General features: G+C 70.6%; 11 protein-coding genes. 6 read left to right on the top strand and 5 right to left on the bottom strand.

All coding sequences use genetic code 11. The features are described 5' to 3' along the window. Positions 1–7 precede the first annotated feature (7 nt). Positions 8–1,384 (top strand): glucose-6-phosphate dehydrogenase, encoded by a 1,377-nt coding sequence (locus Q0Q23_RS02705; RefSeq protein ID WP_295118909.1) that lies wholly within the window; start codon positions 8–10, stop codon positions 1,382–1,384. A gap of 81 nt (positions 1,385–1,465) precedes the next feature. Here Q0Q23_RS02705 and Q0Q23_RS02700 read toward each other — a convergent pair whose 3' ends face one another. Then, positions 1,466–1,912, bottom strand: coding sequence for a hypothetical protein (locus Q0Q23_RS02700; protein ID WP_295118905.1), 447 nt, complete (start codon positions 1,910–1,912; stop codon positions 1,466–1,468). 98 nt (positions 1,913–2,010) lie between these two features. Further along, complete coding sequence (locus Q0Q23_RS02695) at positions 2,011–2,208, bottom strand: hypothetical protein (RefSeq protein WP_295118903.1); 198 nt, start codon at positions 2,206–2,208, stop codon at positions 2,011–2,013. Positions 2,209–2,268: 60 nt separating this feature from the next. Between Q0Q23_RS02695 and Q0Q23_RS02690 the strand changes: the two genes are divergently transcribed. Continuing rightward, a complete protein-coding gene (locus Q0Q23_RS02690) occupies positions 2,269–3,423 on the top strand; it encodes an SLC13 family permease (RefSeq protein ID WP_295118902.1) in 1,155 nt (384 codons plus the stop codon). Between the two features lie 54 nt (positions 3,424–3,477). Here the strand turns inward: Q0Q23_RS02690 and Q0Q23_RS02685 are convergent, their stop codons facing one another. Both Q0Q23_RS02685 and Q0Q23_RS02680 read right to left on the bottom strand, forming a co-directional pair. Then, entirely contained in the window at positions 3,478–5,451 is a 1,974-nt protein-coding gene (locus Q0Q23_RS02685; protein ID WP_295118899.1) for a YhgE/Pip domain-containing protein, read from the bottom strand. Further along, a complete protein-coding gene (locus Q0Q23_RS02680) occupies positions 5,448–8,390 on the bottom strand; it encodes an MMPL family transporter (protein ID WP_295118896.1) in 2,943 nt (980 codons plus the stop codon). Before Q0Q23_RS02680 ends, Q0Q23_RS02685 begins: the two co-directional genes overlap by 4 nt. 135 nt (positions 8,391–8,525) lie before the next feature. On the opposite strand from Q0Q23_RS02680, the gene Q0Q23_RS02675 reads away from it, so the two are divergent. Next, positions 8,526–9,188 carry a TetR/AcrR family transcriptional regulator gene (locus Q0Q23_RS02675; RefSeq protein WP_295118893.1) on the top strand — a complete coding sequence of 221 codons (663 nt, stop codon included), beginning with the start codon at positions 8,526–8,528 and terminating at the stop codon, positions 9,186–9,188. 73 nt (positions 9,189–9,261) lie between these two features. Then, positions 9,262–10,134 carry an SGNH/GDSL hydrolase family protein gene (locus Q0Q23_RS02670; RefSeq protein ID WP_295118891.1) on the top strand — a complete coding sequence of 291 codons (873 nt, stop codon included), beginning with the start codon at positions 9,262–9,264 and terminating at the stop codon, positions 10,132–10,134. Here the strand turns inward: Q0Q23_RS02670 and Q0Q23_RS02665 are convergent. Next, positions 10,046–10,975 carry a sugar phosphate isomerase/epimerase gene (locus tag Q0Q23_RS02665; RefSeq protein WP_363316232.1) on the bottom strand — a complete coding sequence of 310 codons (930 nt, stop codon included), beginning with the start codon at positions 10,973–10,975 and terminating at the stop codon, positions 10,046–10,048. The genes Q0Q23_RS02670 and Q0Q23_RS02665 overlap by 89 nt on opposite strands. 182 nt (positions 10,976–11,157) lie before the next feature. Between Q0Q23_RS02665 and otsA the strand changes: the two genes are divergently transcribed. Both otsA and otsB read left to right on the top strand, forming a co-directional pair. Beyond that, positions 11,158–12,630, top strand: a complete 1,473-nt coding sequence (otsA, locus tag Q0Q23_RS02660; protein ID WP_295118886.1) for an alpha,alpha-trehalose-phosphate synthase (UDP-forming) — start codon at positions 11,158–11,160, stop codon at positions 12,628–12,630. A 12-nt stretch (positions 12,631–12,642) separates the two neighbouring features. Next, positions 12,643–13,488 (top strand): trehalose-phosphatase, encoded by an 846-nt coding sequence (otsB, locus tag Q0Q23_RS02655; RefSeq protein WP_295118884.1) that lies wholly within the window; start codon positions 12,643–12,645, stop codon positions 13,486–13,488. The last annotated feature ends 42 nt before the right edge of the window (positions 13,489–13,530 follow it).

Genomic DNA, 13,530 nt, shown 5'->3' with positions numbered 1-13,530 from the left:
GAAACCCATGACGCAGACCGTGGGCACTCTGGTGATTCTCGGAGCGAGCGGAGACCTGTCGTCCAGACTCCTGCTGCCCGCCGTGGGGCAGTTGCTCACGAACCACCCCGAGCGGCGCTTCCAGCTGGTCGGCGCCGGGGCGGAGGACTGGACGGACGCGAAGTGGCGCCAGACCGTCCGTGCCTCCTTCAAGACGGTGAAAGCGAACGGCCCGGCTGTCGAGCAGGTGCTGAAGAGCACCGCCTACCTCTCGGCCGACGTGACGAAGCCCGCCGAGCTTCAGCGCATCTTCGACGCGTGCGAGGGGACGCCCGCGCTGTACTTCGCCCTCCCGCCGGCCATCACCGCCCGAGCGTGCGACGCGTTGTCGAAGCTGACGCTGCCCGCCGGGCTCACGCTCGCGCTCGAGAAGCCGTTCGGCACCGACAAGCGCAGCGCGACCGCCTTGAACAAGCGGCTGGCGACGCTCGTGCCGGAGGAGCGCATCCACCGCGTCGACCACTTCCTCGGCAACTCGACCGTGCTGAACCTCATCGGGCTGCGCTTCGCGAACAGCATCCTCGAACCGGTGTGGAACGGCGACCACATCCAGCGCGTCGACATCGTCTACGACGAGACCCTCGGGCTGGAGGGCCGCGCCCGGTATTACGACAACGCGGGGGCGCTCATGGACATGATCCAGAGCCATCTGCTGCAGGTGCTCGCGGTGTTCGCGATGGAGCCGCCGTCGGCGCTCGACGCGACCGACCTGCGCGACGCCAAAGCGACGGTCCTGCGCGCGACACGGGTGTGGGGGGACGACCCGGCGGTGGCGAGCCGGCGCGCGCGGTACACCGCGGGGACCATCGATGGCCGCAAGCTCCCTGCGTACACCGACGAGCCCGGTGTCGACCCGGCTCGCGACACCGAGACCCTCGCCGAGCTCACGGTGGAGATCGACAACTGGCGGTGGGCCGGCGTGCCGATCACGCTGCGGTCGGGCAAGGCGCTCGGCTCGAAGCGCAGGGAGATCCTGGTGACCTTCAAGCCGGCCAGGCATATCCCGCGCGGGCTCACCGGGCACAAAGAGCCGACGATGCTGCGCATCATGCTCGCGCCCGACGCCATGTCGCTCGAACTCAACATCAACGGTCCGGACGATCCGCACGTGATCGAGCGCGTCGCGCTGAGCGCCGACTTCGGCCCTGGCCTGCTCCTGGCGTACGGCGAGGTGCTGGAGGGCATCCTCGACGGCGATCCGTCGCTCTCGGTCCGCGGTGACACGGCGGTCGAGATGTGGCGCATCGTGGCCCCGGTCATCTCCGCGTGGAAGAAGGGCGACGTGCCGTTGCAGAGCTATCGGGCCGGCTCGGCCGGGCCCGCCTCCTGGAAGCACATCGGCTGAAGCCCGTCGGCGAGACGGGGGATTCTGGTGCGCCGAGAGCGATTCGGGCCGCTTCGCTGCCGGGCGTCAGGCGGCCGGAGGTCAGGCGGCCGGGCGCTCCGCGATGGCCGGGATCTCGCCGGTGACCGGGCGACGGAGGTCGGTCCACACGGTGATCGGCGCGGGCTCCCAGCCGAACGCGGCGGGCTCCTCGTGCACGTCGTCCACGGCCTCGGCGGCGGCGAGCGGTTCGGCGTCGGCACGGTGCTGCGGCTCGGAGGCCAGGACGATCTCGGTCTCTCCGGCCTCCAGGCGGCGACGTGCCTCGACCAGTGCGGCGGTGATGCCGACGGAGACGGACTGCGAGAGGACGGAGTGGAAGATGGAGTCGGTGTCGTCGGATGAACGGCGCGACACCGTCCACTCGCCGCGTTCGCCGATGAGCTCGGCGACCTTGGCGTGAACCACTTCGAGGATCTGTGCATCCGTCAGCTGAGGAACCGGCGCCGCCTGTACCTCGGCGGCGGCGTGCCGCCTGCGACCAAACATCGCCCAACCCCTTCCAGGTTCTCCGTCGGAACCAATCTTCCGGGGGTACTCACGTCAAAACGCGCGGACACGCCGTGCGAACAGCGGAAATCGTGCGGTCAGTGCCCGTTTTCGCGCTCGTCGGCCTCTTTGGACTCCTCCAGCACCGTCCCGACGGCGATGACGATGCTCAGCGCCGCGCTGATCCACATCAGCGGCACCCGCCAATCCCGGGGGCCCTGCTTGGTCGATTGGATCGTCGTCCACAGTCCGATGACCGCGCTGATGATGGCACCGTTGAAGATGAACTTGCGCATCGGCGTCCTTTCGCTCGTCGATAGCGTACGCTTCCCTAGGCGTCGGACGAGAGGAGCGCGATGCGGACGGCGATCGTCGGCGCGGTGCTCCTCGTGCTCGGTGCGGTGGCGGTTGCGACCGGACTCCTTCCGGTGCCGGACGCGCTGGCCCTGTGGGATCGCGTGTGGCCCATCCTGCTGTTCGTGGTCGCCGTGACGGTGGTGACCGAGCTGGCGGCCGACGCGGGCGTCTTCACGGTCGTCGCACAGCAGACCGCGCGCTGGGGCCGCGGCCGCGCCTGGCTGCTCTGGCTGCTGGTGGTGGTCGTGGCGGCGCTCAGCACGATCTTCCTCTCGCTCGACACGACGGCGGTCCTGCTCACGCCGGTCGTGATCGTGCTCGCCCGGCACGCCGGCCTGGAGCCGTTGCCGTTCGCTCTGACGACGGTGTGGATGGCGAACGTCGGCTCGCTGCTGCTGCCCGTGTCGAACCTCACGAACCTGCTGGCCCAGCACGCGATGGGCGACCCGTCGCCGTTCGCGTTCGCCGCGCTCATGTGGGCGGCTGCGGTCGTGGCGATGATCGTCCCGATGCTGGTCGTGTTCCTGATCTCCCGTCGTCAGCTGCTGGTCCGGTACACGACCGGGCCGGAGGACGGCATCGAGGATCGGGTGCTGTTCTGGATCAGCGCCGCCGTGGTCGTGGCGCTGATGCCGCTGCTCGTGTCGGGCATCCCCGTCTGGTTGCCGGCGTCGGCGGCCGCTGTGGTGCTGATCGCGGTGTTCCTGGTGCGTCGCCGGGAGGTGGTCCGGTTCGGGCTGCTGCCGTGGCAGCTGGTGCTCCTCGCGTCCGGGCTGTTCCTGTTCATCGAGGCGCTGCACGCCAACGGCCTGGGGACGCTGCTGGCCCGGGTGTCGGGCACGGGGGAGTCCCCGCTCGCGCTGCTGAGGCTCTCACTGACCGGGATGGTCGGGGCGAACGCGATCGACAACCTCCCCGCCTATCTGGCTCTGGAGCCGGCCGCGGGCAGCCCGGTGCGGCTTGCGGCGCTGCTGATCGGCGTCAACGCCGGACCGCTGATCACTCCGTGGGCGTCGCTCGCGACGCTGCTCTGGCACCAGCGGCTGTCGAGCTTCGACGTGCACATCCGCTGGAGCCGCTACATGCTGCTCGGTCTGCTCGTGGCGCCTGTCACCGTGGTGCTCGCCACGCTCGCTCTCGCCGCGACCGCCTGAGCCCGGGCGTGCCGTCTCGCCGGCCCGGCGCAACGGCGGCCCGGCGCAATCGGGCTACTCCGCGGGGAGCAGCTGGGCGGCGGTGACGATGCGCCGCCGCGCGACGGCCGCCAGCGCGAGAGCGAAGCCGAGCACCGCCCAGAGGAGGAGGCCGCCCAGGCCGCGCCAGACTCCCGTCGACCCGTCGACGACGCCGTGCAACGCCGTGATCGCCGGCGACGTGGGCAACCATGTCATCGCGGTGTCGAAGAACCCGGGCGCGGTCGACACGATCCCGGAGGCGAGGGTCACGACGACGACGAGCATCGCCAGGAACCGGCCGATGCCGCCCAGCAGGGCGACGAGTCCGTGGTTGACGGCAGCGAAGCACACCGCGGCGGCGACCGAGACGCCGGCGAAGGCGAACCAGCCGCCGACGCCGAGGTGCATCGCGGGCTGCATGATCGCGGCGACGAGAAGACCTTGGACGACGCCGATGGCCGCGGCCGGCGCGAGCCCGTCGAGGGCGATCCGCCCTGCGGCACGGGAGGTGAGCAGGGCACGACGGGAGAGCGCCTGGAGCACCAGGAACGTGGCGAGCGCACCGAGCCACAGTGCTACCGCCGCGAACAGCGGAACGCTGGTGACGCCGAACGTGGTGCTGCCCGACTGCTTCTGGCCGACGGGCTGCGAGGCGACGGACGCCAGGTTGGTGCGCTGGCCGGCATCGTAGTTCGGGAGCTGGGCCACCGCCTTGTCGAGGCCGGATGCGAGGGAGGCGGCGCCGGCGGCCGACTGGTCGGCGCCGGTCGCGAGAGCGGGAACGCCCGCCGCGAACTGTTGCACGCCCGCCGCGTACTGGGAGGCTCCGTCGGCCGACTGCTGCGTGCCGGAAGCCAGCTGCTGCGCGCCGGAGGCCGACTGCCCGGCCCCGTCGGCGAGTTGTCGCGCCGCCGCCGCCGATTGCGCGATGCCGCCGGCGAGCGCCGGAGCCGAGCCGGCGAGGTCCTTCGTGCCGGCGGCGAGCTGCGCGGCGCCGTCGACGAGGCTGGGTTGCCCCTTCTGGGCGGTCGTCATGATGCCGTACGTTTGCGCGATCGCGACGCAGGTGGGGTCGGCTTGACCGTGATCGGCGACGCAGGTGGCGAGCGCGGCCTTCGCCGAGTTCGCGGCTGCCGACACCCCGGCGGAGACGCCGGCCGCGCCGGTGGCCAGCTGCTGGGTGCCCGCCGGCAGGGAGGACGTCTGCTGTTGCAGCTGGCCCATCCCGCCGGCGAGGCCGTTCATGCCGCTCGCGAGCGTGCTCAGTCCGCTGAAGAGCCCGGCCGCACCGTCTGACAGCCGGCCGATCCCGCTCGACAGCGCGGTCGCACCCGACGACAGCTGGTTCGCCCCGTCCGCCAGCTGATGCGTGCCCGACGCGAGCTGCGTCAGCCCGCTCGAGAGCGACCCCGCTCCGCTCGCCGCCTTCGCGAGATGGTCGTGCAGCGTGTTGAAGCCCACATAGACGTTCTCGAGGTAGGTCGTCGTGAGCTGCTTGTTGAGGACTCCCGTCGCCGTGGTCGTGACGGCCTGGCTGATCGCGGGATCCACGAGCTTCGACTTCTGGCTGGTCCGCACGTCGATGGTCGCCTGCGTCGCCGCACCGTCCGTCCCGGCGGTGGAGGTCGCCGCCTTCGAGAAGTTCTTCGGAATGGTGACGACGGCGACGTAGCTGCCGTCGGCGATCCCGGCCTCGGCGTCCTTCTGGTCGGTGAGCACCCACGTGAAGTTCTCGTTCTTCGCCCCGAGGAGGCCTGCGGCCATCTGCCGGCCGAGGGGCACGACCTGGCCGTTCACGGTCACCGGCTTGTCCAGGTTCACCACCGCGGCCTTCACTTCGCCGAGCCGCTCGGTCGGGTTCCAGAGCGCCCAGACCAGCAGGCCGCCGATCACGAGCGGGACGAGGACGAGCCCGACGATGGTCAGCCAGGTCACGCGTCTGTCGGAGCGCATGCGCTCCAGCGAGAACAGGGAGCGCGGTCGGCGCAGGGACGAGGGGGTGGTCATCGGGCGTTCGCCTTCTCGAGGTGGGCGGCGGTGTGGTCCGCCTGGTCGGTGTCGTGGGTGTCGGGGGCGACATCGGCGGGTCGTGCCGGCAGCGGTGTCGCAGCGCCGTCGGCGTCCACCGCGAGTTCGACGGCTGTGGGCTCTGCGCTCTCGGGCAGCAGGTCGTCGAGTCCGGACGGATCGACGCAGGTCACCACCAGCGCGAACGGTCGTCCCGCCGACCGGGCGTCGGCGAATGCTCGGCCGAGCTCGGCACGCACACGCCCTCGTTCGACGGGTTCGGTGAGGCTGTCGGCGGCGTCGAGGCCCAGGATCACGGGCGCGCTCGCCAGCGCGCGGCGCACATCCTCCACCGGCGTCTCGGAGCGGTCGAGCCGCACGACCGAGGTCCGGGACCGGACGGCCGAGCCGCGTGTCGGCAGGACGTAGCCCGCCACCTTCACGATGCCGCCGGTGACCTTCGTGCGTCCCGACACGGCCATCAGCAACGCCAGGGCGGCCGTGCGGTCGGGGCCGTGCACGACGAGCGCTTCGCCGTCGCCGAGGCGGAAGGAGACGTCGCGGAGAATCGGCGAACGCCGGATGCTGACCGCGAGACCGTCGGCCGCTGCGATGTACCGCGAATCGGGTTCGGGCCAGTCGGCCAGCTCGAGCTCCTTCTGCAGTCCGTCGCCCTCCACGTCGAACGAGGGGAGGACGCGGTCGAGCCAGCGCGGCATCCACCACGCCTTGTCGCCGAGCAGCTGGAGCACCGCGGGCACGAGAGTCATGCGGACGATGAACGCATCGACGAAGACGCCGACGGCGAGCCCGAGCGCGATCGGCTTGATGGAGGCGTCGCCTTCCGGCACGAACGCTGCGAAGACGGAGATCATGATGACGGCGGCGGCCGTGACGACCTTGGCCGACCCGACGAACCCGCTCTGCACGGCGCGGCGCGCGTCGCCGCCGTGCACGTAGTCCTCGCGGATCCGGCTGACCAGGAACACTTCATAGTCCATCGCGAGGCCGAACAGCACGCCCATCAGGATGATCGGCATGAAGCTGATGACCGGCCCGGTCTTGTCGAGGTGCACGGCGTCCGCGAACCAGCCCCACTCGAAGACCGCCGTGACCGCGCCGAACGCGACGCCGACCGAGAGCAGATAGCCGAGCGCGGCCTTGATGGGCACGGCGATCGAGCGGAACACCATCGTCAGCAGGACGAGAGAGAGCCCGACGACCAGGATTCCGAACGGCAGCAGTGCGCCCGCGAGCCGCGAGGACACGTCGATCTGCGCCGCCGTCGTGCCGGTGACCTTGAGGTCGATGCCGTACTCGTCCAGGAAATGCTGGTGCTTGGCGCGCAACTCGGAGACGAGCCGGGCGGTCTGCGGATCGTCGGGGGCCGTCGTCGGGATGACCTGCACGATGCCGGTGTCCGCGTTCTGGTTCGGGGTGGACAGCGGAACGGCCGCGACGCCCGGCAGGTCGGCGATCTCGGCGCCGAGCTTCTTCATGAGTCCCAGCGGATCGGTGCTCGAGATGATCGAGCCCGTGATGATCAGGGGACCGTTGTATCCGGGCCCGAAGTGCTCCGAGACCAGGTCGTAGGCGATGCGGGCCGGGTCGCTCTTCGGGTGCGAGCCGGCGTCCGGCAGCGCGAGCCTGAGCTGGAGGGCGGGAAGCGCCGCGATGCCCAGGGCCACCACGACGGCGACCACGGTGACGATCGGGAACCGCGTCACGGCGCGCACCCAGGTGCGGAACGGCCCCTTCGGGATCTCGGCCTTCGCCGCGTGGGCGAGCGACGGGTTGGCGCGCGTGACCGGCTCCGCCGTCTCGCCGTCCGGGGCGCCGGCAGCGCCGGCAGCGCTGTGGCCCGCGGCGCTCTTCGTCGTCTTCGCCCTCCGCGCCGCGCGGCGGGCGGCGCGACGTCCCGGCGTGATCCGTGACCCGGCGAAACCGAGGAACGCCGGAGTGAGCGTGAGCGCGACGAGCACGGCGATGCCGACGGCGACCGACGCGGCCAGCCCCATGGTCGTGAGGAAGGGGATGCCCGCGACGGCCAGACCGGCCAGGGCGATGATGACGGTGATGCCCGCGAACAGCACGGCCGATCCGGCGGTCGCGACCGCCCGCGCTGCCGACTCCTCCGGGTCCACGCCGGCTTTCAGCTGGCTCTGGTGGCGCGAGATGATGAAAAGCGAGTAGTCGATGCCGACCGCGAGCCCGAGCATCAGCGCCAGTAGGGGTGTGGTGGACGAGATCGGGCCGAAAAGTGTCGCGATGAAGATCAGCGCCATCGAGAGACCGACGCCGAGCAGCGCCGTCGCCAGCGGCATCCCGGCCGCGAGGATCGACCCGAACGTGATGATCAGCACCACGATCGCGATGACCAGTCCGATCCCTTCGGTCGGCGAGATCGTCGGCAGGTTCTGCGAGAAGAGCTGGCCGCCCACCGCGACCTGCGAACCGGAGGGGAGCTCGGTGCGCAGCCGGGTCCCGGCGTCGGAGATCGCCGTCTTGGTCGCGGCCGGCACCGTGGTCTGCTGGCCGTGCAGCTGCACGGTGATGATCGCGGCTGTGCGGTCGGCGGAGATCAGGTCTTTGACCGTGGAGCTGTAGGGCGACGTCGTACCGGCGACGCCGTCGGTCTTCGCGAGGTCGGCGACGGTGCGCTCGACCGGCTTCTGGATGGCGGCCTGGTCGACGGTCTCGCCGTCGGGGGCCACGACGACGATCTGCGCGCTCGTTCCACTGACCTGCGGGAAGGTCCGGCTCAGCGTGTCGAGGGCCTCTTGCGATTCGGTCCCCGGGATGCTGAAGGTGTTGTCCGTGCCCTGGTTGAAGGCGATGGCGCCGCCCGCCAGCAGGACGAGCAGCAACAGCCACAGCGACAGCACGAGCTTGCGAGCACGGAAGGCCCAGCGGCCGATCGAATACAGGAGCGAGGACACACGTTCTCCAGCAGTAGGGACCGACGGAACCGGTGGCCGGGCCGTCGAAAGGGTTTCGATACAGCTTTGTATCCGACGCCCCGACTGTATCGGATACACTCGTGTATCGGGAACTCGATCCAGGAAGGTTTCAGCTTGGACAGCACGGCTCTCAGAGACGACGCCCCCGTCGAGTCCGCACGCCGTCGGCGCACCAGGGAGCGCCTGCTCGACGCGGCGTTCGACGTCTTCGCCGAGCAGGGCGTCAAAGCGGCGAGCGTCGAGACGATCGTCGAGGCGGCGGGCTTCACGCGCGGCGCGTTCTACTCGAACTTCACCAGCAAAGAAGAGCTGTTCTTCGCATTGATGGAGCGCGAGAAGGTCATGCGGCTCCAGCAGCTCGACGCCGGTGTCGAGAAATTCCTGCGGCCGCTCGTCGGGGCCGGAGGCGTCGAGCTCGACGACGCCGACGTCGTCCGCACGATCACCCGCATCCTCGAACTCCAGTCGGACGACCGGCGCTGGTGGCTCGTCCAGTCCGAGTTCCTGCTGCTCGCGCTGCGCGACCCGGAGATCTCGGCCGACTTCCTGCGCTACCAGGACGGCTTCTTCCAAGAGCTCACCGAGACCGTCGTCGCCGCGCTCGCCAGCGCCCGGCGGCGCTTCACGATCGATCCGGAGGAGGCGGTGCGCCTCATCGCCGAGCTGTGCGCGAACGGCGAGGCACGCGCACTGCTCTCCGGTGACGGACGCAAGTTCTCGGAACGCCTGTCGGAGTCGGTGCCCGCCGTCCTCCTCGCGCTCACCGAGCGGGTCTGACCGGCCACGATACCCAGAGACCATTGCGCCGGTTCTGATCGAACCGCGAGGACCAGCGGGTAACGTGTGCTCGATGCGACGCAGAGTGCTTCCCTCCGCTCTCACGGCCGCCCTGGGCGCGTTCGTGCTCCTCGCCACGGCCGCCTGCGCCTCACCCGGCGCGCCGGACATCGCACCCGACGCGACTCCGCGGCCGACACCCACCGCCTCTCCGACTCCCGATCCGTTCCCCAGGAAGCCGCTGACGGAGCGCACGCGGTACGTCGCGCTGGGCGACTCCTTCTCGGCGGGGATGGGCGGCGGAGACGAGTCGGGCAAGTGCCGGCTCAGTCCGAACAGCTACCCGAACGACTTCGCCCGCGCGGCCGGGATCGACCTCGTCGTCAACGCGGCGTGCGCGGGGGCGACGACCTCCGACCTGCTCAAGCACCAGCTCATCGCGCTCGACGACCGCACCGACCTGGTGACGGTGAGCGTGGGCGGGAACGACCTGGGCGTCGCCGACATCGCCGCGGAATGCTCGGCAGGCAAAGCAGTGGCCTGCCGAGACGGCGTGTCGTCCGCGCTCTCGCTCCTCAACATCCTCCCGCAGCGCCTTTCCGCCGTGTACGGAGCCGTCCACGACGCCGCGCCCAACGCACGCATCGTCGTCACCGGGTACGTCGTCATCTTCGACAACTCGAACCCGAAGGCAGCCGACTTCGGTACGGCCACAGCCATCAACGCGGCGGCGCTCGGGCTCAATCAGACGATCCAGGACGTCGTCTCCGCCCAGCGGGCCGCCGGCGTTCCGATCACGTACGTCGGCGTCGACTTCGCCGGTCACGGCATCGGATCGAAGGCGCCCTGGGTCAACGTCAGCGGGACCGACGCCTTCCACCCGACCGCAACGGGTTACGGGCAGTACTCGAGCGCGCTGGTGAGACTGCTGGGCCGGGCGCAGTAGCGGCGGGCGGCAACGGCCCGCCCTCCGCTTCACCGGCCGTCGGCGCGGTGTGCGCACGGGCGAAGTCGAGGGTCTCCTGCAGCATCGCGCGGCGTTCGCCGGCGTCTCGGGCCTTCCGGGTGTTGACCTCCGCGACGATCGAGCCGCTCCACCCGGAGGCGGCGAGCGATCGGAGCACCGCGGCGACCGGCTGGCGGCCGCGACCGGGCACCAGGTGCTCGTCGAACACCCGCGAGTCGTCGGCCTGCGGGTGCCCGGGGGCTCCGGAGCCGTCGCACAGGTGCACGTGGCGGAGCCGGTGGCCGAGCGCCCGCGCCAGTTCGAGGCCGTCCACGCCGCTGAGGGCCGCGTGCGAGAAATCGAGCGTGACCGCGTCGCAGTCCATCCCGACGGGGTTCCAGTGCGGAACGTACCCGGCCATCGATCGTCCGGCGACCTTCCACGGGAACATGTTCTCGACCGCGACGACGATCCCGGTCGCCTCTGCCGTCGCCCGGACGATGCCGAGGAAGTCCTCCGCGTAACCCGACTGCCAGCGGAACGGCGGATGGACGACGACGGTGTCCGCTCCGAGCTCGGCGGCGAGCTCCGCCGACCGCTCGAGCTTGACGCGGGGGTCGCGACCCCATACGAAGTGGGTCAGCAGCAGGACCGGAGCGTGGATGCTCAGCACCCGCGTCCCGTAGCGCTCGGCGAGAGCCCGCAGCGCCCGAACGGACTGGGTCGTCTCGTCGCGTGTGACCATCACCTCGACGCCGTCGAAGCCGAGCTCGGCGGCCGTGCGGAAGGCTGCTTCGACCCCGAGCGGGTAGACGCAGGTCGTGCCCATGCCGATGCGCATCACGTCGTCACTCTAATCACCGGTGCTGAACGAGCCGTGTCGCACCGGTAACGCAAGCCCCCTGACGTTCCCGAGCGCGCTGGTACTGTGACGGTACGAGCATCCGACCTCGACGGGGGAGTTGACCCACCATCAGCACGACGTCCGAAACAGCACGAACCGAAACGTACGAACTGGTGATCGTGTCCAACCGGCTCCCGGTCGACCGCGTCGTCGACGAGAGCGGACAGGCCAGCTGGCGACCCTCGCCCGGCGGCCTCGTGACGGCGCTGCAGCCGGTCATGAGGGCCGAGGACGGCGTCTGGGTCGGCTGGGCCGGTGTGGCCGATGAGGAGGTCGAGCCGTTCGAAGCCGACGGCATCAACATCCTCCCCGTCGCCCTGAGCGAGCAGGAACTGCAGGAGTATTACGAGGGGTTCTCCAACGACACCCTCTGGCCCCTGTACCACGACGTCATCGCCCAGCCGAGCTACCACCGCGAATGGTGGGAGAGCTACGTGCGGGTCAACCGCCGGTTCGCCGACGCGGCAGCCGGTGCGGCCGCCCGGGGCGCCGTGGTCTGGGTCCACGATTACCAGCTGCAGCTGGTGCCCGCCATGCTCCGGGAGGTCCGCCCCGACCTGGTCATCGGGTTCTTCAATCACATCCCGTTCCCGCCGTACGGCATCTACTCGCAGCTGCCGTGGCGGCGGCAGATCATCGACGGGCTCCTGGGCGCCGACGTCATCGGCTTCCAGCGCGTCGCCGACGCGGGCAACTTCTCGCGCGCGGTGCGTCGGCTCAAGGGCTTCGAGACACGCGGCCCGATCATCGAGGTCCCGATCGACAGCGACGATCCTGAGGCGGGCTCGCATCGCCACGTGACCACCAACCGGCACGGCGGTCTCGTCCGCACGGTGCTGGCCCGCGCGTTCCCGATCTCGATCGACGCCGAGCAGTATCAGACCCTCGCCCGGCGCCCGGATATCCAGGCGCGCGCCAAGGAGATCCGCCACGAGCTCGGCGACCCTGAGACGATCATGCTGGGCGTCGACCGGCTCGACTACACCAAGGGGATCGGTCACCGGCTCAAGGCGTTCGGCGAACTGCTGCGCGACGAGCGCGTCGACGTCGAGAAGGTCACGCTCGTGCAGGTGGCGAGCCCTAGCCGCGAGCGGGTCGAGACGTACCGTCAGCTGCGCGACGAGATCGAGCTCACGGTCGGGCGGATCAACGGGGACTACGCGACGCTCGGCCACACAGCCGTCGCCTACCTCCACCACGGCTACCCGCGGGAGGAGATGGTCGCGCTGTACCTGGCCGCCGACGTCATGCTGGTGACGGCGCTGCGCGACGGTATGAACCTGGTGGCCAAGGAGTACGTGGCGACGCGCGTCGACGAGGACGGCGTGCTGGTGCTCAGCGAGTTCGCCGGCGCCTCCGACGAACTCCGTCAAGCGCTGCTGATCAACCCGCACGACATCGAGGGCCTGAAGGACACGATCCTGCAGGCGATCGCGATGCCCAAGCGCGACCGGGTGCGGCGCATGCGCGCCCTGCGCAAAAAGGTGCTGACCAACGACGTCGCCCGCTGGTCCGCGAGCTTCCTCGACGCGCTCACACGCAGCGCGCACGGAGACCACCCCCTGCAGAACCCGCCGGTCAACCGGCGCTGACCCGAGAATCGAATGACCGACACCTCCTCCTCGTCCGCGCAGAACCGGACGGCACCGCCCCAGCCCGCCGCCATCGCCCTCGCCAACGCCGTGGCGCGGCTCGCCTCGGCCGAGCGACTCCTGCTCGCCCTCGACTTCGACGGCACGCTCGCCCCCTTCGTCGACGTGCCGCGCGGCGCTCGTGCGCTCCCGGAGTCGAAGGCGGCCCTCGACCGGCTCGAGCACCTGCCGCGGACCTGGGTCGCCTATGTCTCCGGGCGTCCGCTCGAGAGCCTGGAGATCGTGACGGAGGCCGACGAGGACGCGCTGCTGATCGGCTCCCACGGGGTGGAGATCCGCTTCGGCCGCGACGGTGTGGCGCTCGACCTCACGGACGCCGAGCGCGACACCCTGACGCGACTCGGCGACGCGCTCCGGGAGCTGGTGGACTCGTTCCCCGGCACCAAGCTCGAGGTCAAGCCGGTCGGCTACGGCGTGCACTACCGCACGGTGGAGGGTGGCCGCGGCGCCGAGGTCGTGGCTGCAGCGTACGAGGCCGCCGGCGCCGTCAGCGACGGTCTCACGGTGCGCGACGGCAAGGACATCATCGAGTTCTCCGTGCGCGAGGCGCACAAGGGCGACGGGATCCAGCGGCTGCGCGAGTACACCGGCGCGACCGCCGTGCTCTTCGCCGGCGATGACGTGACCGACGAGGACGGCTTCTCCGTGCTCGATCCCAGCACGGGCGATGTCGGGATCAAGGTGGGCGAGGGCGAGACGGCCGCGCAGTTCCGCGTCGCCGACGAGCGGGCCATCGCCACCCTGCTGACGCTGCTCGCCGACGCCCGTGCCGGCGCGCGGCCGTCCTCCACAACCTGACGCGGCCGCGCGTTCTCCACGGCGGCGGACGTATGGACGAGC

This window comes from uncultured Leifsonia sp. (assembly GCF_945957465.1).
Classification (GTDB): domain Bacteria; phylum Actinomycetota; class Actinomycetes; order Actinomycetales; family Microbacteriaceae; genus Leifsonia.
The sequence above is the reverse complement of the archived record's forward strand: the minus strand, read 5'-3'. Positions and strand labels throughout refer to the sequence as shown.

Bases quoted from the DNA above. Each gene is read 5' to 3' on its own strand.
- Q0Q23_RS02705 (WP_295118909.1), top strand. From the start codon at position 8: ATGACGCAGACCGTGGGCACTCTGGTGATTCTCGGAGCGAGCGGAGAC.
- Q0Q23_RS02665 (WP_363316232.1), bottom strand. From the start codon at position 10,975: ATGCGCATCGGCATGGGCACGACCTGCGTCTACCCGCTCGGGGTCGAA.
- Q0Q23_RS02695 (WP_295118903.1), bottom strand. From the start codon at position 2,208: ATGCGCAAGTTCATCTTCAACGGTGCCATCATCAGCGCGGTCATCGGA.
- Q0Q23_RS02690 (WP_295118902.1), top strand. From the start codon at position 2,269: ATGCGGACGGCGATCGTCGGCGCGGTGCTCCTCGTGCTCGGTGCGGTG.
- Q0Q23_RS02670 (WP_295118891.1), top strand. From the start codon at position 9,262: ATGCGACGCAGAGTGCTTCCCTCCGCTCTCACGGCCGCCCTGGGCGCG.
- otsB (WP_295118884.1), top strand. From the start codon at position 12,643: ATGACCGACACCTCCTCCTCGTCCGCGCAGAACCGGACGGCACCGCCC.
- Q0Q23_RS02685 (WP_295118899.1), bottom strand. From the start codon at position 5,451: ATGACCACCCCCTCGTCCCTGCGCCGACCGCGCTCCCTGTTCTCGCTG.
- Q0Q23_RS02700 (WP_295118905.1), bottom strand. From the start codon at position 1,912: ATGTTTGGTCGCAGGCGGCACGCCGCCGCCGAGGTACAGGCGGCGCCG.